Source organism: Solirubrobacter ginsenosidimutans, from assembly GCF_027587205.1.
Genome location: NZ_JAPDOD010000001.1, coordinates 270870 through 290239, shown reverse-complemented (window position 1 = coordinate 290239; position 19370 = coordinate 270870). Strand labels below are relative to the sequence as shown.

At 71.9% G+C, this 19370-nt stretch carries 12 protein-coding genes and 1 pseudogene; 4 read left to right on the top strand and 9 right to left on the bottom strand.

The features are described 5' to 3' along the window. Positions 1–27: 27 nt before the first annotated feature. The gene (locus OM076_RS01250) at positions 28–1617 is read right to left on the bottom strand and encodes a calcium-binding protein (protein WP_270037479.1); all 1590 of its coding nucleotides are present in this window, start codon (positions 1615–1617) and stop codon (positions 28–30) included. Positions 1618–1722: 105 nt separating this feature from the next. Here OM076_RS01250 and OM076_RS01245 point away from each other — a divergent pair, with 105 nt between their 5' ends. Together OM076_RS01245 and OM076_RS01240 are read left to right on the top strand one after the other, a co-directional pair. After that, complete coding sequence (locus tag OM076_RS01245; protein WP_270037478.1) at positions 1723–2049, top strand: PadR family transcriptional regulator; 327 nt, start codon at positions 1723–1725, stop codon at positions 2047–2049. A gap of 5 nt (positions 2050–2054) precedes the next feature. Further along, positions 2055–2861: a permease prefix domain 1-containing protein gene (locus tag OM076_RS01240; protein WP_270037790.1), complete on the top strand. Its 807-nt coding sequence runs from the start codon at positions 2055–2057 to the stop codon at positions 2859–2861. On the opposite strand, the gene OM076_RS01235 is transcribed toward OM076_RS01240, so the two are convergent. From OM076_RS01235 to OM076_RS01220, 4 genes are all read right to left on the bottom strand, one after another. Then, on the bottom strand, positions 2809–4200 hold the full coding sequence (locus OM076_RS01235; RefSeq protein ID WP_270037476.1) for an ABC transporter permease: 1392 nt from the start codon (positions 4198–4200) through the stop codon (positions 2809–2811). The genes OM076_RS01240 and OM076_RS01235 overlap by 53 nt on opposite strands. Further along, positions 4197–5147: an ABC transporter ATP-binding protein gene (locus tag OM076_RS01230; RefSeq protein WP_272597439.1), complete on the bottom strand. Its 951-nt coding sequence runs from the start codon at positions 5145–5147 to the stop codon at positions 4197–4199. The genes OM076_RS01235 and OM076_RS01230 overlap by 4 nt, the downstream gene beginning before the upstream one ends. Positions 5148–5215: 68 nt before the next feature. Continuing rightward, a complete protein-coding gene (locus tag OM076_RS45810) occupies positions 5216–8068 on the bottom strand; it encodes an alkaline phosphatase family protein (RefSeq protein WP_372517983.1) in 2853 nt (950 codons plus the stop codon). Positions 8069–8528: 460 nt separating this feature from the next. Continuing rightward, entirely contained in the window at positions 8529–9017 is a 489-nt protein-coding gene (locus OM076_RS01220) for a VOC family protein (RefSeq protein ID WP_270037473.1), read from the bottom strand. Positions 9018–9155: 138 nt separating this feature from the next. On the opposite strand from OM076_RS01220, the pseudogene OM076_RS46725 reads away from it, so the two are divergent. After that, positions 9156–9320, top strand: a pseudogene (locus OM076_RS46725) (enoyl-CoA hydratase/isomerase family protein); the annotation flags it as partial. A gap of 218 nt (positions 9321–9538) precedes the next feature. On the opposite strand, the gene OM076_RS01215 reads toward OM076_RS46725, so the two are convergent. Then, on the bottom strand, positions 9539–12265 hold the full coding sequence (locus tag OM076_RS01215) for a helix-turn-helix transcriptional regulator (RefSeq protein WP_270037471.1): 2727 nt from the start codon (positions 12263–12265) through the stop codon (positions 9539–9541). A 106-nt stretch (positions 12266–12371) separates the two neighbouring features. Between OM076_RS01215 and OM076_RS01210 the strand changes: the two genes are divergently transcribed. Beyond that, a complete protein-coding gene (locus tag OM076_RS01210; protein WP_270037469.1) occupies positions 12372–13262 on the top strand; it encodes an MBL fold metallo-hydrolase in 891 nt (296 codons plus the stop codon). A gap of 2 nt (positions 13263–13264) precedes the next feature. Here OM076_RS01210 and OM076_RS01205 read toward each other — a convergent pair whose 3' ends face one another. The 3 genes from OM076_RS01205 to OM076_RS01195 are packed head-to-tail and all read right to left on the bottom strand — an operon-like array spanning position 13265 to position 19255. Then, positions 13265–16021, bottom strand: coding sequence for an ATP-binding protein (locus OM076_RS01205; protein WP_270037467.1), 2757 nt, complete (start codon positions 16019–16021; stop codon positions 13265–13267). Between the two features lie 9 nt (positions 16022–16030). Then, a complete protein-coding gene (locus OM076_RS01200) occupies positions 16031–18781 on the bottom strand; it encodes an ATP-binding protein (protein WP_270037465.1) in 2751 nt (916 codons plus the stop codon). Positions 18782–18793: 12 nt separating this feature from the next. After that, positions 18794–19255 (bottom strand): SDR family NAD(P)-dependent oxidoreductase, encoded by a 462-nt coding sequence (locus OM076_RS01195; RefSeq protein WP_270037464.1) that lies wholly within the window; start codon positions 19253–19255, stop codon positions 18794–18796. Positions 19256–19370 lie beyond the last annotated feature (115 nt).

Below are 19370 nucleotides of genomic sequence, written 5' to 3'. Positions count from 1 at the left end.
GTGTGGGGAGGGACGCGAGTCCCTCCCCTACGCCCGCTTCACCACCACGTTCGCGTGGAGGGTGCCGAGCGTCAGCTTCAGCGTGAGCTTCGCGTGCTTGCGCAGCTTTCGCGTCGTGCTCGCCGAGAACTTGAGGTGCAGCGTGGAGGCGCCCCGCTTGACCGTGACCGACCGGTGCAGGTAGGTGACCTTTCCGAGCTTGAGCGCGACCGCCAGCTTGCCGGCGGACGAGGCGTTGACGCGCAGCGCGAGCTTCCCGTCGCGGCCGAGCCGCAGCGTCTTGGCGAGGAGGCGCACCGTCAGGCGGGTGGCGTGAACGGCGGGCGAAGGCTTCGGGCTCTGGTTCTCGCCGCCGGCGCCGCCGACGGGCGGCGGCGGCGGGTTCTGGCTGTCGCCGGGCGGCGGCGGGGTCGCGTCGCCACACCCGATCACCGAGTCCTGCGGACCCGCGATCACCGTGTCGGTGCTTCCGCCGCAGTCGAGCAGGTTGACGCCGGCTCCCCCGTCGAGCGTGTCGGTGCCGCCGAGGCCTCGCAGGGTGTCGTTGCCGTCGCCGCCGTGCAGGACGTTGTCGCCGTCGTCACCGACCAGCGTGTCGTTGCCCGCGCCGCCGTAGACGCCTTCGACGCCGCCGGCGGAGTCGCCCTCCCCCGGCTCGCCCTGCGGCGCGCCGCGGCGCAGATCGACGTCGACGCCGGAGGAGCGGGCGCTGTAGTCGAGGATGTCGAAGCCGGATCCGCCGTCGATCTGATCCGCTCCGTAGCCGCCGTCGAGCCGGTCGTCGCCGGGACCGCCGTCGAGGTGGTCGGCGCCGTTGCCGTCGCCGAACGTGGTGTCGCCGTAGAGGCGGTCGTTGCCGGCGCCGCCGCCGAGCGTGTCGCTCCCCCCTTCGCCGACGAGCGTGTCCTCGCCGCCGTTGCCGGAGATGACGTCGGCGCCGCCGGCGCCCGTGAGGAAGTTCGGCCCGTCGTCGCCGGCCAGCGTGCCGCTCGCGGTGACGTCCTCGATGCCGGTGAGCGCGTCGTGCTCGCCGGCTTGTCCGCCCGCGCCCGCGGTCAGGTCGACCGTCACGGGAGCGGTCGCCGACGTGTAGGTGATCAGGTCCTCGCCGGTGCCGCCGTCGATCGTGTCGTCGCCGGTCCCGCCGTCAAGGCGGTCGTTGCCGCCGCCGCCGGTGAGCGTGTCGGCGCCGGGGCCGCCGAAGAAGGTGTCCGCCCCCGCGCCGCCGGCGAGCTGGTCGGCTCCGTCTTCGCCGTAGACGATCCAGCCGCCGTCCTGGGGTGCCGTGAACGCGTCGTCGCCGCCGCCGAGATACGCACTGGGGCGCTCGCCGGTCTGGGCGCAGCGGATCTCGTTGGCCGCCGACTGCGTGCAGCCGGCGCCGGCCGTCAACGACGTGGCGGAATCGCGGATCACCCAGGTCTCCGTCGGCGCATCGAGCGTGACCGTGACGGCATTGGTCTCCGAGCCGGTGTCGCGCAGCGTGATCCCGCCGGCCGCGTCGGCGGACACACTCGCGGCGGACGCGAGCGCCGGCAGCGTTGCGGGCATCGCGAGCGCGATGGCTGCGGCGATCAGTCTCCGGCGGTTGAACATCGAGGTCTCCACTTCCTTCACGTCACGGACCGCGAGCCATTCAATGCCGTTCTCGATCCGATCCCGTGAACGACATGTAACCCTCGGCTCCCTAGGTATCGACGGCGCGATTACACTCGCCGCCAGATGAAGGTCGACCAGACGGCCGGGCAACTCGACATGCTTTTGCTGGCCGCGCTCGCGCAGGGGCCTGCGCATGGCTATGGGGTCATCGCGCGGTTGCGCGATGACAGCAGCGGGGTCTTCGCGATGCCTGAGGGCACGATCTACCCCGCGCTGCACCGAATGGAGGCTGCCGGGTTCATCATGTCCACCGACGAGTTCGTCGGTGGCAAGCGCCGCCGGACGTACGCCTTGACGGATGCCGGGGTCGCGCGCTTGGATGCACGGCGTGCGGAATGGACGGCGTTCAGCACCTTGGTCTCGCGCATGATCGGGGTACAGCCCGCGTGAGCGTGATGGTCGACGATCCGATCGAGGCGTACCTCGACCGGCTGCTCGTCGCGCTGCCCGGTACCCCGCGTGACATCCGGCGCGCGCTGGCCGAGGCCGAGTTACACCTCTACGAATCGGCGGCGAGCCTTGAGGATTCAGGGCTGTCGTGCGAAGAAGCACGCGCCGAGGCGGTGCGGCGGATGGGGCCCGTCGAGGTCGCCGCCGGCCCGCCGCGCGTGACGCTCTATCTCACTCCCGCGCTGCGCCGGCGAGCCTCGCTCTCGCTGCTGCTGATCGGCGGCGTGGGTGGCGTGGCGATCGGGCTCGCCGGCGTCTTGGGGCTGATCGTGCGGGCGCTGTGGGGCCCGGCGGCAATCGCCACCGCGTTCCCAGCCGACTCCTATACCGCCGCCGAATGCCGCGAGTGGCAGGCCGCCGCGCCCACCGCACACGGCTGCGTGGACGTGACGACCGCGGTACATGCTTCGCACTACCTCATAGACACGCTGGCCTGCGGGATGATCGGCATCCTGGTGTTGGTGCTCTACGTCCCGCTGCAGCGCCGCTGGTCGTTGCCGGGGCGGCTCGGGGAGTTGTTCGACCTCGAACTGCTGGTCGGCGCCGCGGCGGCGGCCGTGGTGGCGGCGATCTTCCTCTTCCGCGGGATCGACACCTTGGTGCGCACACACGACAACGGCGTCGGACAGCCGTTCAGCCTCGCGGCCGCGTCCTCGCTGGCCTTCCTGTACTTCGCGCTGCGCGCGCGCCGCCGCGGGGTCACCGCACGCCTGGGCTCGTCCCGCCGGCCGCCGCCCCGGGCGCTTGCGTGAGCAGATTGACGAGGCCGTCGAACTGCCACAGGGGGTTCGGCTGGTCGCCCGTCGCGGTCCGGACCTGGAAGAAGCCGTTGACCTGCTGCGGACCGTCGCCGTCGGCGACGTAGCGCCCATCCGGGGTGACGTCGAGCTGATAGATCGCTGAGCCGGTCGCCGTGGAGCCCGGGAGGCGCCACGTCACGACGCAGCGCCAGTCGTTGCCCGCTCCGACGTCGTCGACGCGGGAGCCGCCCTTGTCACAGGCGGCGCGCGTGCGCAGGTCCGCCTCCGTGACCGCCGGGCGGTGCAGCTCGTCGGTCTGCATGACGTACAGGTGGGCGAACGCGGTCGCGAGCGAGCCGTCGAGCTTGGCCTTGTCGACCCCGGAGCCGGACGCCGAGGTTGCGACGCCGAGCACCCCGACGGTGACGGCGAGCACACCCGCCAAGGGCAGCGCCGCCTGCGCGAGGACGCGGCGGCCGGCACCGTCGTAGGCGAGGTCGGTGAAGTCGCGGCGCATGAAGAGCCGGTAGGCCAGCAACGTCGCGGCCACCGCCCAGACGAGGCTCACGGCGACGGCGACGGCGAGCGGGCCGATCTGGGCGGGGTCGGTGAACAGGCCCCGCCACGCGATGAAGGCGTAGCTGGGCAGCGCGGCGCGCACGACGACGGGCAGCGGGAGCAGTTGCACGATGCCCAGCAGGAGAGCGAGCAGCGCGGGCATGATCAGGCCCATCGGGGAGCGGCCGAACACGACCGAGCCGAGCAGCCCGATCGCCGCGAACGCGAGCGTCGGCGCCAGCACGCACACCCACGCGAGCAGGACGGCACCGGCTGCCGAGCCGGGCGCGAGCAGGTGCCCGTCGAGGCCGACCAGCGGCCGGTTGCCGACCGCCGCCAGCCCTCCGGCGATGCCCGAGATCGTCAAGCCGGCCGTGAGCAGCGCGATCACGATGAGGCTCGCCAGCGCCTTGGCCGCGAAGATCCGCCGCGGCGAGCGCACCGCGACGAGCAGGTGCCGCCACGTGCCGAGCCGGTCCTCGGTGGCGAACACGTCGCCCGCGACCAGCGACGTCAGCAGCGGGAGCACCCAGCTGCATGAGAACGTCAGCACCACCAGCGATCCCGACCAGCCGGTCTGACCCATCCAACGGCCGAAGACCGTGTCCGACGGCAGCGAGCTCTGCTGGCTGATGATCGCCACGAGCAGCGCCGGGCCCAGCCAGCAGGCCAGCAGCCCCAGCCGGACCGGCCACTGCGCCAGCAGCTTGACCAGCTCGAACCGAAAGCTGCGCCCGACGGGCGCCGGCCGCGCGTCGGCGATCGTCAGGGTGGCGGCTTCCGCGGCGGTCACAGTTCCTCATCCTTCATCGGGGCTTTCGCGGTCAGGGCCAGGAAGGCCGCCTCGAGCGGCGCCACGACGGGCGCCAGTTCGCGCACCCCCACGCCGGCGCCGACCAGGCGCGCGACCAGCTCGTCCAAGGCCTGCACCGACACGCGCACCAGGAGCGCGTCGGCATCCTGCCGTTGCAGAAGCTCGTCGTCCGGGAGCACGCGCACTCCCGGCGTCTCGGTCGCGACCCGCCGCGCCACGACGGCGTCGGAGGTCCGCAACCGGTAGTCCAACTCGTCCGCATCCGCAGCGAGCTCGCTGATCGGGCCGGAGAACACCACGCGACCCGTGGCGAGCAGCGTCACCTCGCTGCACAGTGCGGCGAGGTCATCCATCCGGTGGCTGGAGAGCACCACCGCCGTGCCATGCGCCGCCAGCCTCGTCAGCACACGATGCACATGCCGGGTGCCGATCGGGTCGAGACCGTTGGCCGGCTCGTCGAGCACCAGCAGCCGCGGACGTGTCAACAGCGCGGCGGCCAGCCCGAGCCGCTGGCGCATCCCCAGCGAGAAGCCGCGAACACGATCGTCGGCGACGTCGGTGAGCCCGACCTGCTCCAGCGCATCGGCGATGCCACCCGAGCCTTCGCCCCGCAGCCGCGCCAGCGCGGCGAGGTTCTGCCGGGCGGTCAACGACGGATACAACCCCGGCCCGTCCACGAACCCCGCGACCCCATCCGGAAGCGCGAGCGTCCGGCGCACCGGACTCCCGAGGATCTCCAACTCGCCGCCGTCGGCCTGGGCAAGGCCGAGCAGGAGGCCTAGGAGCGTCGTCTTTCCCGCCCCGTTCGGTCCGACCAGGCCGTGCACCTGGCCCTCCGTGATCTCGAGGTCCACGCCGTCGAGGGCGACGACCTCGCCAAATGACTTACTGACTCCGCGCGCGCGGACTGCTTGTAATTCAGGCATCTCAAAAAGACAGCCGACGGCCCGCCGGCGGAACCGGCGGGCCGTCGCACTGCGCTGGTTTGTCGTTGCTAGTTGCTGTCCGGGCTCGGGATGTACGCGCCCGGGACGTCCTCCGGGGCGTAGATCTTGGAGTCACCCGGGTAGGGCACCTTCCAGTCGTGCGTCACGTACCACGTGTACCGGTTCATCTGCTCCGGGTTCGCGTAGTCGGGGGTGGCGCCGTTGCCGGTGGTCTTCTGCTTGGCCAGCCATGCGCTCCAGGCGGAGGCGATGGCCTGCTGGCCGGCGGCCACCGTCGGGTCCGGGGTCACCGAGCCGGTCACGGTCGTGGTCGAGCTCGTGGACGTGGTGGTCTGGCCCGGCGTGTCGAGGCCGCATTCCGGCGCGGCCTTGATGCTCTCCGTCAGCGACACCTGGTTCGGCACCGCGGTGAACGGCGTCATGTCCGGCGTCGTCGTGAACGCGCCGGCCATCGGCGTCGCTGCGGCGACCTTCTCGTTCAGCGGCTGCGCGCCGAGGATCTGCTCGATCGTGCGCACCATCGTGATCTGCGAGTAGTAGGTCGAATCGACCTTGCCGTGCTGCGCGTAGGGGCTGATGATCTGGATCGGCGCGCGGTGGCCGTCGACGTGGTCGGCGCCGGCCTGGCTGTCGTCCTCGACCACGAAGATGACCGAGTCCTTCCAGTAGGAGCTGTGCGAGATCGTGTCGACGATCTTGCCGACCGCGAGGTCACCGTCGGCGACCTGGGCCCGCGGCGACACGGGACCGCCGGTGTGATCGCTGGAGAGCCACATCATGTTGAGGTTCGCCGGGCCGTTCTGCAGGAAGTCCTGCTTCCAGATCTCGTACCGGTACAGATCCGGGATCGAGGTGTCGAACGGCGGCGAGAGGTGATCGGCGATCGCGTTCAGCGACGGGATCACCGAGCCGTAGTTGCCCTTCAGCTGCGCGGTCGTCAACTGGGCCGGATCCCCGCCCGCGCCGACGCCCTTGGACGCGCAGTAGTACTGCTGCCACGTGCTGCCGGCCGGCTTGCCCTCGGTGTACTCGAACTCGCCGTAGTTGCGCGCGGTGTTGCCCGCGTCCTCGACCGCGGTCCAGAGGAAGCCCGAGCGCTGGTGGCCGAGCACGTCCTCCTCGGTGTCGTAGCTGCGCTGGTACTCACCCGCGGAGGACTCCGTGTACTCCGGGTTGTCGCCCTGCATCAGCCAGTTGTGCCCCTCGGCGGAGTTGGTGCCGACGTCGTACGTGTTGTCGTAGAGGCCGAACTGCTTGGCCAGCGCGTGCTGGTTCGGCGTGACCGTCGCGCCGAACTGCGCGAGCGTGGCGTCGCCGTTGCCCTGGGCCATGTCGCCGTAGACCTGGTCGTAGGTGCGGTTCTCCTTGACCAGCAGGAAGACGTGCTTGATCGTCGACGGGTCGCCGATCTTCGCCGGGACCGGCACCGGAGCGGCCTTCTTGTTGGCGGCCTGCTGGACGTCCTTCTTGCCCCAGCCGTTCTGCGCGAAGACCTTGTCCGTGTACTGGTTGGTGATCTGCTTGTCCTTGGGCAGCGTGAAGCGCGTGAGCGACGCCGTCGTGCCGTGCGTGCCGTGACCGACCGCGACCGTCGTGCCCACGCCCTGGCTGAACGAGAGGTTCGGGCCACGCGCGTCGATACCGCGGGTGTTGGTGATGAAGATGTTGTCGCCGACCGTGGCGACGTCCGCCGGGTAATAGTCCGTCGGCACCAGGCCGATGTAGGAGACCGGCTCCTGCGGATCGCCCTCGTACTGATACACGGCGACGGCGTTCGCGCGGCCGAGCGTGACCAGCAGATGGTTGTCGGCGGTCAGCGCGATGCCGGTCGGCGCGTAGCCGGTGTCCGACGACGGCCACGGCTTGGTGTCGATCGTCTGGACGACCTTGTCCTTCTTGGTGTCGATCACCGACACCGTGTCGCTGTTGGTGTTGGCGACGAACAGGACGCCCTTGGCGGGCGAGTACATCGCGGTCGGGTGCAGGCCGACGGCGATCGATCCGACCGCCGCGGTCGCGTCCGCGGTGTTGATGACGCTGACGGCGCCGGTCGTCGACGTGCCCTTGTACGGATCGGCGGGCACCGCGGTGCCGTAGGAGTCCATCGTCGTCTCGCCGGGGCGCGCCGCGCGGCCGCCCTCGTCGCTGACGTAGAGCTTCTTGCCGACGAACTTCAGCTCGCGCGGGGCGATGCCGACGTTCCACGTGTGCTGGATCGCACCCGTGTTGGGATCCATCGAGACGACGGTGTTCTGCCCGTTGACCGCCGCGTACAGCGTGGCCTTGTCCGGCGAGTAGGCGATCTGGCCCGTCAGCGGGGCGTGCCCGCTCACCGTCGGGATCGTCACGGTGACCGGCGTGCCGAGCGTGCCGTCCTTGTTGACCGGGAAGCGGCTCAGGCCGGTCTGCTCCGGGACCCAGAGCATCTTCCCGTTCGGCGAATACGTCGGGCCGGTTTGCCCGACGGTTCCGTTGCTGAACTTCTGATTCGCCGACGCCGACGTGCCGACCGACCAGAGGAGCTTGTAGCTCTGCAGGTCGAAGATCTGCAATACGACCGACCGGTCTGTGCTGGTGGCCGCGAGGAAGCGGCCGTCCGGGCTGACCGTCGAGCCCATGAACTTGCCCAGCTGGGTCGTCAGGCGCTCGCCCAGCGGCTGGATGATCTGGTCGTCGGAGACCTGGATCCCGTTGGCGTACTCGGTTCCGACCTGGTTGTGGCCGAACACGTCCGTGGCGGCGTAGGTCACCCCCGCGCCTGCGAGGACGATGGCGACGGCGCCGGCGGCGATGGCACGCGGCCTTCCGCCGAAGCCGGTCTTCGCGACCCGTCGGCGTCGTCTCGTGACGTGGACACCGACCCCTTCTACGCCATCGTTTGGTTCGGACCCGCTCGCCATATGTACCCCTTTAGAAAGAAACACGACGGCGGCATCGTCCGGGTTACCTCGGACCTCTAGGTAACGCGCTTGTGAACCGTGTCCGTTACCCCGTCGTTTCGCTGACCAGGGGCGCACTCGCGAACGCGGCGGCTTGACGGAGCGAGTTTTCACAGGCTCCGCACGAACCTCGTGTAGCCTGACGGCTTCACAGGGTTTTCACAGCTTCGCGGGGAGCTTCCTTTGGTCGAGAACACCTCTTACTACGCACTCCGGCGCTGTCCCGGCGTCGTCGCCGACGCTTGGTGGAGCACCGTCCGCTGGCGAACCGACGTTCCCGACGGGGTGTTTCCGATCGCGGCTGGGCGTGCGCGCGTGGAGCTGAGCCAGGACGAGGTCGTCGAGGCACTCGACTGGGCCGAGCGCCTCGACGGAGCCGCTGCGCTGGCGGTCTATCCGCGCGACCCGCGCAGCCGAGTCCTCAGTCCTCCCAGAGGCGCCCCGGCAGACGGGTCTTGATTTCCTGGAGCAGCCACCCGTTTCCGTCCGGGTCGCTGAACGACGCGTACGTCAAGTAGGACCGCCGCTCCGGGTCAGGGCCCGGGGCGAGCCCTTCGGCGCCGCGGTGAAACAGCTCGCTGACCTCGACGCCGCGGGCGATCAGGTCCTCGCGTGCCGCGACGATGTCGGAGACGACGAGCTCCAGGCGCTGAACGGAGCCCGGCTCGGCAGTGGTCAGACCCTTTCCGAACGAGATCGAGGCGTCTGACCGCGGCGGCGTGAACTGGACTGCGCGAATGCTGTCGCTGATCGCGAAGTCGGCGTCCAAGCGCCATCCGAGGCGCTGATAGAAGCGCTTCGCGCGATCCACGTCGGAGACCGGCAGCGTCACGACCTCGAGCTTCATGTCGATGGTCGCGATCTGCTGGCCGGTGGCCGGGCCATCAGGGTGGACGTCGGTGGTGCTCATGGTGAGCTCCTTGGACCGTGGTGTTGTTGGGGCGTAAGCATCCCGCCGCCTGGCGTGCATCGCACCCGTGAGCCCCGGGGTCTTTGCCCGTGAAGACACTGGCGATTTCTCAGACGAGTCGCGGGACGCTTCTTCTGCGCGATCCGCGGACGCGCCCGCGGCGCCGGCAGCGAGTTCATCCTCGCCTGCGACCTGCGCTTCGCCTCGCGCGAGAACACGCTGCTCGGCCAGTTCGAGGTCGGGATCGGCGTCGTACCCGGCGGCGCTCCGATGGCCCGGCTCGCCCGTCTGGTCCACGAAGGCCCACGTCGACCGGGCCACGCTCCCCGCCGAAGCCGAGCTGACGGGCGCGATCACCGACTTCCGCGAGCTCTTCGCCCGTCCCGCTCAGCAAGCGCAGTGGGCGCGGCTACAAGCCCTCGGGCTCAACACCGACAGCGACCTCGAACGCTCGCTCGGCCACCGCGTCGTCGAATCGCTGCCCGACGCCTGATCGCGATGTGGAGACGCCGGCGCCCAGGTCAGGCCGGTACCGGCAGGGCGCCGGCGAGCTCTTTGCGCGAGCTGATGCCGAGCTTGATGAACACCTTCTTCATGTGCCACTCGACGGTGCGCGGGCTGATGAAGAGCTCGGCGCCGATCTCCGGGTTCGACCTGCCCGCGAGCGCGAGCCGCGCGATGTGCTCCTCCTGCGGCGTGAGATCGTCGCGGGTGTCGTCGCGGCGTTTGCGGACCGTCGCGCCGGTCGCGAGCACCTCGTGGCGCGCGCGCTCGCCGAACCCGCGGGCGCCGATCGCATCGAAGGTGTCGAGCGCGCTGCGCAGGTGCTCGCGCGCATCGGCACGGCGGCCGTTGCGGCGCAGCCACTCTCCGTAGAGCAGCTGGGCGCGCGCGAGCTCCATGCGCAGGCGCGTGCGCCCCAGATGCGCGATCGACGATTGGTACGAGCGCTCGGCGTCGTCGCGGTTCAACAGCGCTCGGACGCGGGCCTCGATCCCCAGCGCCCAGTCCGAACGGACCACCGGCGTGCGCTCCGAGAGCCAGTCGACCGCGGCCTCGACGAGCGCGGGATCGCCGGTTCGCGATGACGCCTCGGCCAGCTCGGCGACGACGAACATGCCGTACCCGAGATGGTCGCGGTGCGCAAATCCCGCTCGCGCGGCGTCGCGGGCCGCGTCGTAGCGACCGATGCCGTTGTAGAGGCCGGCCTTCGTGTAGGCGGCGACGTCGACCATCCGGCCGAGCCCGCGGGCGCTCGACTCGCGAGTCATCCGCTCGATCAGTTCGGTGGCGCGAGCTTCCTCGCCGCGCCAGGCCGCGAGCTGCATCTCGTTGTAGCCCACCGCGGAACCGCCCATCGCCTGCGCGATCACGTGCTCCTCCTCGATCAGGACCGCGGCATCGGCGAGCTCGCCGCAGGCCAGCCGGCAGCGCGCGAAGAAGTTGAGCGCGAACTGCAGCTGCACGAGCGCGCCCGCCTCACGAGCGACCTCGACCTGCCGCGAGGCCAGTTCATGCCAGGCGTCGATGTCCCACAGCTCGAGCGCGATCAGTCCGGTCGCCCGCAGCCCTGTCAACCACAGCCAGCGCCCGAGATCGCCGTCAGGACCCTTCTGCGCCAGGACCGTACCCAGTGCCTGACGCAGCGCCGGCACCGAGGCCCCGTAGCCCTCCGTCAACCGCACCGCAAGCGCGTCGAGCACCACGTCCACCGCGCCGGAAGCGCGCGGGCAGACGCGTGCCGCCTCGGCAGCTGCGCGTATGCCGTCGGGGTCGGCAGCCCAGATCGCCGCTCCGATCGCCTCCAGATGTGTCTCCCGTGCCAGCGCCGGGTCCAGCGACTCGAATCGCTCGGCGGCACCGACGAGCAGCCGCGCGGCGTCGCCGGCGCGGCGCTGATCGAACGCGATCTGCCCTCGCAGGTGCTCGACCTCCGCGGCCTGCACGGCCGAAGTCGGGCCGGCCGACGCCGCTCCGAGCAGGCTCAGGGCCGCCTCGAGCGCGCCCGCGTCACGCTTGGCGCGCGCTGCCGCGAGCAGGCGGCGCACACGCTCGCCGGGCTCGGGCGTAAGCGTTGCCGCGCTCTCGAGGAACGCCGCGGATGCGGCGATCCCCCCACGGATCTGCGCACGCGCGGCCGAGCGCTCCAGCTCCTCGGCCACCGCCTCGTCGGGGCCGGGCGCCGCATGGGCGCGGTGCCATGCACGCCGGTCGGGATGGGCGTCGGCGTCGGTCGCCTCCGCGAGCGCAGCGTGCAGCGCGTGTCGCTCGGCGGCGGGCGCCGAGCGATACGCGGCCGAGCGCACCAGCGGATGACGGAACCGCACCTGCGTACCGATCTCCAGCAGATCCGCGTCGACCGCCGGCGTGGCGGCCTGCGGACCGAGCCCGAGCCGCTCGGCCGCTCGCCACACGAGCAGCGGATCGCCGACCGGATCGGCCGCTGCCAGCTGCAGCAGGCGTCGCGTGTCGGCCGGCAGCGCGGCGAGCCGGGGCCGGAAGTCGACGCTGCCCGACGCCCCGATCGCCGCTTCGAAGCCGCCGGCCAACTCGGCGGCGTTCACGCCGCGTGCCAGCTCCAGCACGGCGAGCGGGTTGCCGCGCGTCTCGGCGACGATCCGATCGCGGACGTGCTCGTCGATCGGACCGGGGACGGCCATCGCCAGCAACGCTCGTGCCTCCTCTTCGTCGAGCCCCCGCAGCCGCAGCTCCGGCAGACCCGGCAGCAACGGCTCGCCGCTCGGCTCGCGCACGGCGAACACCAATGCAACCGGCTCCGCCAGCAGCCGGCGTGCGACGAACCCGAGCACCGGGGCGGAACCGTCGTCGAGCCACTGCAGGTCGTCCACGACGCACAACAGCGGTCGCTCCTCGGCGACGGCCGCCAGCAGCCCGAGCGTCGCCAGCGCGACGAGGAAGCGGTCGGGAGGGTCACCGGACGCGAGCCCCAGGGCGACGCGGAGCGCGACCTGTTGCGGCTCCGACAGCGCATCCAGCCCGTCGAGCATCGGCGCGCACAGCTGATGCAGGCCGGCGTAGGCCAGCTCCATCTCGGACTCGACGCCCGCGGTCTGCTCGACGCGGAAGCCGGCGGCGTCCTCGGTGAGACTGCGCAGCAGCGCTGACTTGCCGATGCCCGCCTCGCCGCGGATGACGAGCACGGCGCTGTGCCCGCCGCGCGCGGCCTCGAGCACCCGGTCCAGCTCGGCGCGTTCGCTCGTCCGGCCCCGCAGATGCTCTGCAGCCATTGCGCCGCACAGCGTAAACGGCCCGGGACAGACCAGTGCCCACCCGGGTGCGACCGAAGCCGGTTCGCGGGAACCTCATGCCACAACACCAACCACGGAGCGCGAGATGACCACCACCCAACTCGGCTACGACGTCTTCGTCAACGAGGCCCCGCCGCAGGACGGCTTCCTGCCCAACGGCGAGCCGAAGCTGTTCTCCCCGATGGCCAGCACGCTGATCTACGGCGCCCGGGACGCGGTCCTGACCGATCCGGGGATGACGGAGGATCAGGCGCGCGTGCTCGGCGACTGGGTCGCGAGCCATGGCCGCAACGTGACCGACATCTTCATCACCCACGGCCACGGCGACCACTGGTTCGCCGCCGGCCTGCTCGCCGAGCGCTTTGGGGCGCGGATCGTCGCCTCCGCGGGCACGATCGCGCAGATGTACGGCAACCTCGCCGCGCGGCCGCTGCTGTGGGACAAGGTCTACACCGGGCTCCCCGACTCGCCGGTGACCGCGGTGACGGTGCCCGACAACCGGTTCACGCTCGAAGGCCACGAGCTCGCGATCGTCGAGGTCGGCTCCACCGACAGCGATGACACGACCGTCCTGCACGTCCCGGACCTCGACCTCGTCGTCGCCGGCGACGTGATCTACAACGGCGTTCACATGTACCTCGCGCAGCCTGCGATCGTGGGCGGCTTCGGGCCCTGGCGTGCCGCCATCGACAAGGTCGAGGCCCTCGCGCCCCGCCACATCGTCGCCGGCCACCAGAACCGGCGGCTCGACGACGACGCCGAGCGCACGATCGCCGAGACCCGCGGGTACCTCGACGACGCGGAGGAGCTCCTCGCGACCCAAGACACCGCGCTCGGTTTCTTCAACGCCAAGCTCGAGCGCTACCCGGACCACCTCGGCAGAACGGTCCTCTGGGCCGGGGTGCAGACGCTGTACGGCGTGCGCGAACACCCAGAGCGCGACGTCCGCGAGATCTCCGTCGGCTCCTGGCTCTGAGCTCAGCGCCACGGGGAGGACTGGAGCGCGCTCTCCAGCTGGCGCCGGGACGTGATTCCGAGCTTGGAGAACACGTGGCGCAGATGCCACTCGACGGTGCGCTTGCTGAGGAACAGGCGGGCGGCGATGTCGGGGTTCGAGAGTCCGTCGCGGGCCAGCTCGGCGATCTGACGTTCGTGCGGGGTGAGATCTTCACGGGTCGCGTCGACCCGCCGGCGGGCCTTCTCGCCCGTGGCGACGAGCTCGATGCGGGCGCGCTCGGCGAACGCCCGCATCCCCATCGACGCGAACTGCTCGACCGCGACTTTGAGCTCGGCTCGGGCGTCGATGCGGCGACCCTCGCGCCGCAGCCATTCGCCGTGCAGCAGATGCGTGCGGGCGAGCTCAGAGCGCACGTGGGTCCGGCCGAGGTGGTCGATGGCCGCGCGAAACCAGCGCTCGGCCTCGGCGCCTTCGGCGAGAAGGGCTCGCGAGCGCGCCTCGATGCCGAGCGCCCAACCGGTTCGTGCGGCGCCGGCCTTGCCCGCCAGCCGGTCGAGGGCCTCGGCCGCCAGGTCGGTCCTCCCGCAGCGCGTGGCCGCCTCGACCAGCTCGCTCAGCCCCCAGTTCTCCGCGACGATCTCGCGGTGCCGGCCGGCGCCGGCGGCGGCTTCCAAGGCCTCCTCGTACTGGCCGAGCGCGTTGCACAGCACGGCGCGCGCGTACGCGCAGATCGCCAGCCCGATTCCCTCTCCGCGGGCCTCCGCCTGCTGCTCGGTCGTCTCGATCAAGTCAGCCGTCTCGCGCCGCCGGCCTCGCCACGCCGAGAGGATCAGCGCGCCGTACGGCGCGGCGCGGATGCCCGTCGCCTCCTCGACCGTCTGGGTCTCGGACACGGCGGCGGCAGCACCGTCGAGGTCGCCGCAGAACACGAGGATCGGCGCGTATGCGCTGAGTGCGAGCGCGAGCTCCGCGAGCGTCCCTGTCTCACGGGCGATGTCGACGCTGGAGCGCGACAGCGAGCGCGCATGGTCATCGTCCCAGACCTCGAGGGCGATGACACAGCCCTGCCACAGCCAGCGCAGCCGTTCCGTGTCCGAGGCTTCCTCGCCGGAGAGGCGCTGGACCGCCGCACGGCAGCGCGGCACCGCCGAGTCGTAGTCCTCGGCCAGGGCCACCAGCGCGTCGAGAAGCAGATCCGCGGCCGCCGCCTCGCCTTCCATGGGACGGGGCGCGCCACGCGCCGCGTCAGCGACCTCGGCGATCCCGACCTCGCCGTTGAGCCGTGCGCCGAACAGCGCCGCGGCGAACGCGTCCACGTAGGTCTCCCGCGCGACGGCGGTGTCGAGCGGTTCGAGCCGGCGGGCGGCAGAGAGCAACAGCGGGATGGCGTCGGTGCCGCGGCTGCTGACGAACGCGAGTTGCGCGCGCACCAGGTCGACGAGCACGCGCTGAGGTGCATCAAGCGGCCCCGCGTCCGCGGTGGCCAGCAGGCCGCGCGCCCGCGCGAACGCACCGGCCTGGACGCTGGCCTGGGCTGCCGCCAGCGCACGCTCGCCGCGCCGTGCCGGGTCCGGCGTCAACGCGACGGCACGGTCGAGGAACGCTGCCGTCGCGGCGGCGCCCCCGCGCGCCTGGGCCCGGCCGGCGGAGTGCTCGAGGTCGGCCGCCACCGCCTCGTCCGGTCCCTCCGCCGCCAGTGCTCGGTGCCACGCTCGCCGATCGGCGTCGGAGTCCGGATCGCTGACCTCCGACAGGGCCGCGTGTGCGCGCCGCCGGCTGTCGAGCGATGCGGCGCGGTAGACCGCAGAGCGTACAAGTGGGTGGCGGAACCGGACGCGGGCGCCGATCTCCAAGAGCTGCGCCGTCTCGGCCGGAGCGAGCGCGCCCGTCTGGATGCCGAGCCTCCGGCCCGCGCGCAGGACCAGCGCGGCGTCGGCCAAGGGCTCGGCCGCCGCCAGCAGCATCAGCCGCTGCGTCTCCTCGGGCAACTCGCCGACGCGCCGTACGTACCGGTCCTCGAGCTGCGCCGTGAGCCCGCCGGCACCGGGCAGCTCGAAGCCGCCCGCCAGCTCCGCGGCGGTCATGCGCCGCGAGAGCTCCAACAGCGCCAGCGGGTTCCCGTCGGTCTCGCCGACGAGCCGGTCCCGGACGTGGCTGTCAAGCCGGCCCGTGACGATCTTGCCCAACAGCAGGCGGGCGTCGTTCTCCAGCAGTCCGTCGAGACGCAGCTCGGGGAGGCGGTCGAAGTCCGGCGCCGCAAGGGGCTCACGTACCGCGACGATGATCGCGAGCGACTCCGCCCGCACGCGTCGTGCGACGAGGCCGACGATCTGGCTGGACGCCCCGTCCAGCCACTGGCCGTCGTCGAGCAGGCACAGCAACGGCCGCTCCTCCGCCACCGCGGCCAGCAGGCCGAGCACAGCGAGCCCGGTCAGGAAAGGGTCCGGCGCGTCCCCTGCGGTACGTCCGAGCGCGACGCTCAGGGCCTCGCGCTGCGGCGCCGGGAGCGCGGCGAGCCGGTCGAGCATCGTCGCGCAAAGCTGGTGGATCCCGGCGAAGGGCAGCTCCATCTCCGCCTCCACGCCCATGAGTTCCACGACCCGGAAACCGGACGCCTGGCGCGCGGCGTAGCGCAGCAGCGCGGTCTTGCCGATCCCCGCCTGCCCGCGGATGACGAGAGCCCCACTCTCGCCCCCGCGCACCCTTGTCAGCAGCCCGTCGAGCGCATCGCGCTCGGCTGCCCGGCCCACGAACGCGTGCCCCCAAAGGGCGGACATGACCACACGCTACTCCGCCCGCGGTAGGGCAGCGTTGAGGCCGTTGCGCGAGTCGATCGCCAGCTTGGCGAACACCTTGCGCAGGTGCCACTCGACGGTGCGCCGGCTGATGAACAGCTGATCGCCGATCTGTGCGTTGGTAAGCCCGTCGCGGGCGAGGTGGGCGATCTGATCCTCTTGCGGCGTCAGCTGCTGATGCGCCTCGACCGGGGAGCTGCGCACCGTCGCGCCCGCCCTCACCAGCTCTGCGCGGGCGCGCTGGGAGAACGCCTCCATGCCGATCGCCGCGAACAGATCCTCGGCCGCGCGTAGCTGCTCGCGAGCGTCGGCCGTGCGACCCTGCTGCCGCAGCCACTCACCGAAGACCAGCTGCCCGCGGGCGAGCTCCGGTCGCAGCCGGGTCCGGCTCAGTCGCTCGATCGCCTCCAGGTAGAGCGCCTCCGCCGCGGCACCGTCGCTCACGAGCGCCCGCGAGCGCGCCTCGATCCCCAGCGCGAAGTCGGTGCCGGCCGGTTGCGTCGTCTCCACCAGGCGCTCGAGCGCCTCGTGCGCCAGCTCGGGCTCACCGGCGCGTACGGCCGCCTCGACGAGCTCGGGGAGCGGCCACATGGATTGAAACGGATCGATGGCGTTGGCCGTCGCCTCCTGCGCCGCCGCGAGTGCCTCCTCGTAGCGGGCGAGGCCGTTGTATAGAACCGCGGCCGACCAATGGGCGAACTGTGCGCTCGTCCCCTGTCCGTTGGCTTCCGCGTGCGCGATCGCTGCCTGGATCGACGCCGACGCCTCGGACAGCCTTCCTCGCAGCGCTCCCAAGCGAACCGCGGCGAAGGGCGGGATCCGGCTCCCGGTCGCCGCGGCGACGCTGTCGCTCTCGGCGATGAGTGCTCGGGCTGCGGCGAGGTCGCCGCTCCACGCTCTGTCCATCGCCAGGCCGGAGAGGTGCGTGGGCAGAACGGCGAGCGCCGCGGCGTCGCGCACGATCCGGGTCATCCGTTCGGCGATGGCAGTGGCGCCATCGGCGTCCCAGATCGCATTGCTGGCCGTGGGAGCCGCGACACCCCAGCGCAGGACGTCGGACTCGGGTAGCTCGACCAGGGCGCTCGCCGCCCGCCGCAACACCGGCGTCGCGGCGGCGCGCCCGTCGGTGGTCAGCAGCGTCAGACCGTCGAGCAGCACGTCGAGGGCATGCGGGTCCGGCGGCAGTGCGGGGAGGCGGCGGACGGCGCGGCAGATCTCGACGATCACGTCGGCTCCGCCGAGATACCCGGCGGCGATCGCGGCCTGCCAGCCGGTGAGGTAGGCGCGGCGGGCGGTCTCGAGGTCGAACGCCTCCAGCTCGCGCGCCGCGTCCAGCATCACCGTCGCGGCAGCACCGGAGTCGCGGACCGACGCGACGGCGATGTTCCCCCGCAGGAACCCCACGAGCGCGCGCTGGAAAGGGTCGAGCGGGCCGGTCTCGGCCATGACCAGCAGCCGCTGCGTCGCGTCGAAGGCGCCGGCCTGCAGGCTCACCCCCGCCGCGGCCAGCGCGCGCCCTGCCTGAAGGGCCGGATCCGGGGTCAGTACGGTCGCCCGCTCGAGCAGCGCCGCCGCGGCCGCGAGCCCGCCTCGGCCCTGCGCCCGTCCGGCGGAGTGCTCGAGGGCGGCCGCCACGCCCTCGTCGGGTCCGGCGGCCGCGAGCGCGAGGTGCCAGGCGCGGCGGTCGGCGTCGAGCTCGGAATCGCTCGCCTCCGCGAGCGCCTCGTGCGCGGTGCGCAGTTCCTCCGGCGACGCGGCGCGGTACACCGCCGAGCGCACGAGCGGGTGGCTGAAACGAATCCGCTCCTGGATCTCCAGCAGTCCGGCCTCGGTCGCGGGCGCGAGCGCGTCCGGAGCGATGGAAAGTCGTTCGGCCGCCCGCCACAGCAGCGCCGCCTCCCCCAGCGGCTCGGCCGCGGCCAGCAGGATCAGGCGCCGCGCCGTCTCGGGCAGTTCGGCGACTCGCCGCAGGTATCGCTCCTCCAGCCGGCTCGGGAGGTCGCTCGCCGCGGGCGGGGCGAACCCGGCGGCCCGCTCCGACGGGCTCATGCGCTGCGACAACTCCATGAGCCCGAGCGGGTTCCCTCCGGTCTCGGCGATGATCCGGTCGCGGACGCGGTCATCGAGTCGCCCCGGCACGGCTCTCGACAGGAGCGCGCGGGCATCGGGCTCTTGGAGCCCGTGGAGCTGCAGATCCGGAAGCCCGTGAAGCGCCGTGGTGGTGATCGGCTCCCGCAGCGTGAACACCATCGCCACCGGTTCCGCCGCGAGGCGCCGCGCGACGAATCCGAACGTCTGCACCGAGGCGGCGTCGAGCCACTGGGCGTCGTCGACCAGGCACAGGATCGGGCGGGTATCGGCGGTCGTACAGAGCAGGTTGAGTACCGCTACGGCGACCAGGAACCGGTCCGGGGGATCGCCCGCGGCGACGCCGAGGGCGACCTCGATCGCGTTCTGTTGCGGTGGGGCGAGCGTCTCGAGCTTGTCGAGCAGCGGCAGACAGAGTCGATGGATCCCGGCGAACGCCAGCTCCATCTCCGCCTGGACGCCCTCGACCTCGATCGTACGCAGCCCGGAAGCCTGTCGTGCGGCATAGCGCAGCAGCGCGGTCTTGCCGATGCCAGGTTCACCGCGGATCACCAGCACCGCGCTGTGGCCGTCGCGCGTCGGCGCCAGCGTTGCGTCGAGGCGTTCGCGCTCGCGTGTCCTGCCGACGAACCCAAGCCCTCGGGCGCTAGGCATCGTGCGACGACTCTAACGTCGCCGCCAACGGTCGAGGAAGATGAGAATTTCGTCGGGCGAGGTCGTGTCGACCGTGATCCCGCGCTCGCGGAACTGGCGTGCGACGACCGGGTCCACCTGGTCGCCGACCGCTGCCGTGACGATGATGCCTCCCGGGTTGACGTGCTGCGCCCCGTGCCGGAGGAGCAGCGGGGCGCGGGCGGTCATCGTATGGACGACGACGGCCACGTCCCCGAACGCGGCGCGCGACTCCGCGAACAGGCGCAGGACGTCGAGGTCGTCGGCGAGGTCGGCGCGGACGGCCACGATCCTGCCGTCCGTGGCGAGGATCTCGACGACCGTCGCCTCGACCGTCCGCTGATGCTCGAGGTACACGACGACGATCGCCCAGCCCCAGCCGGCCAACCCGCGAGCGACCCGGCGGCCGGTCGGGAAGGAGCCGCCGGTGACGATCGCCACTGCCTCTTGGCCCATGCGGAAGACACTCGCGGTTCGGGCGATCGCTCGCGCCCGCGAATCCCCGTGCGCGGATGCGGGCTTGCGGGCCCGCGCGCTGACCGGGGTGCACACAGGTGCGACCGATCGTGCG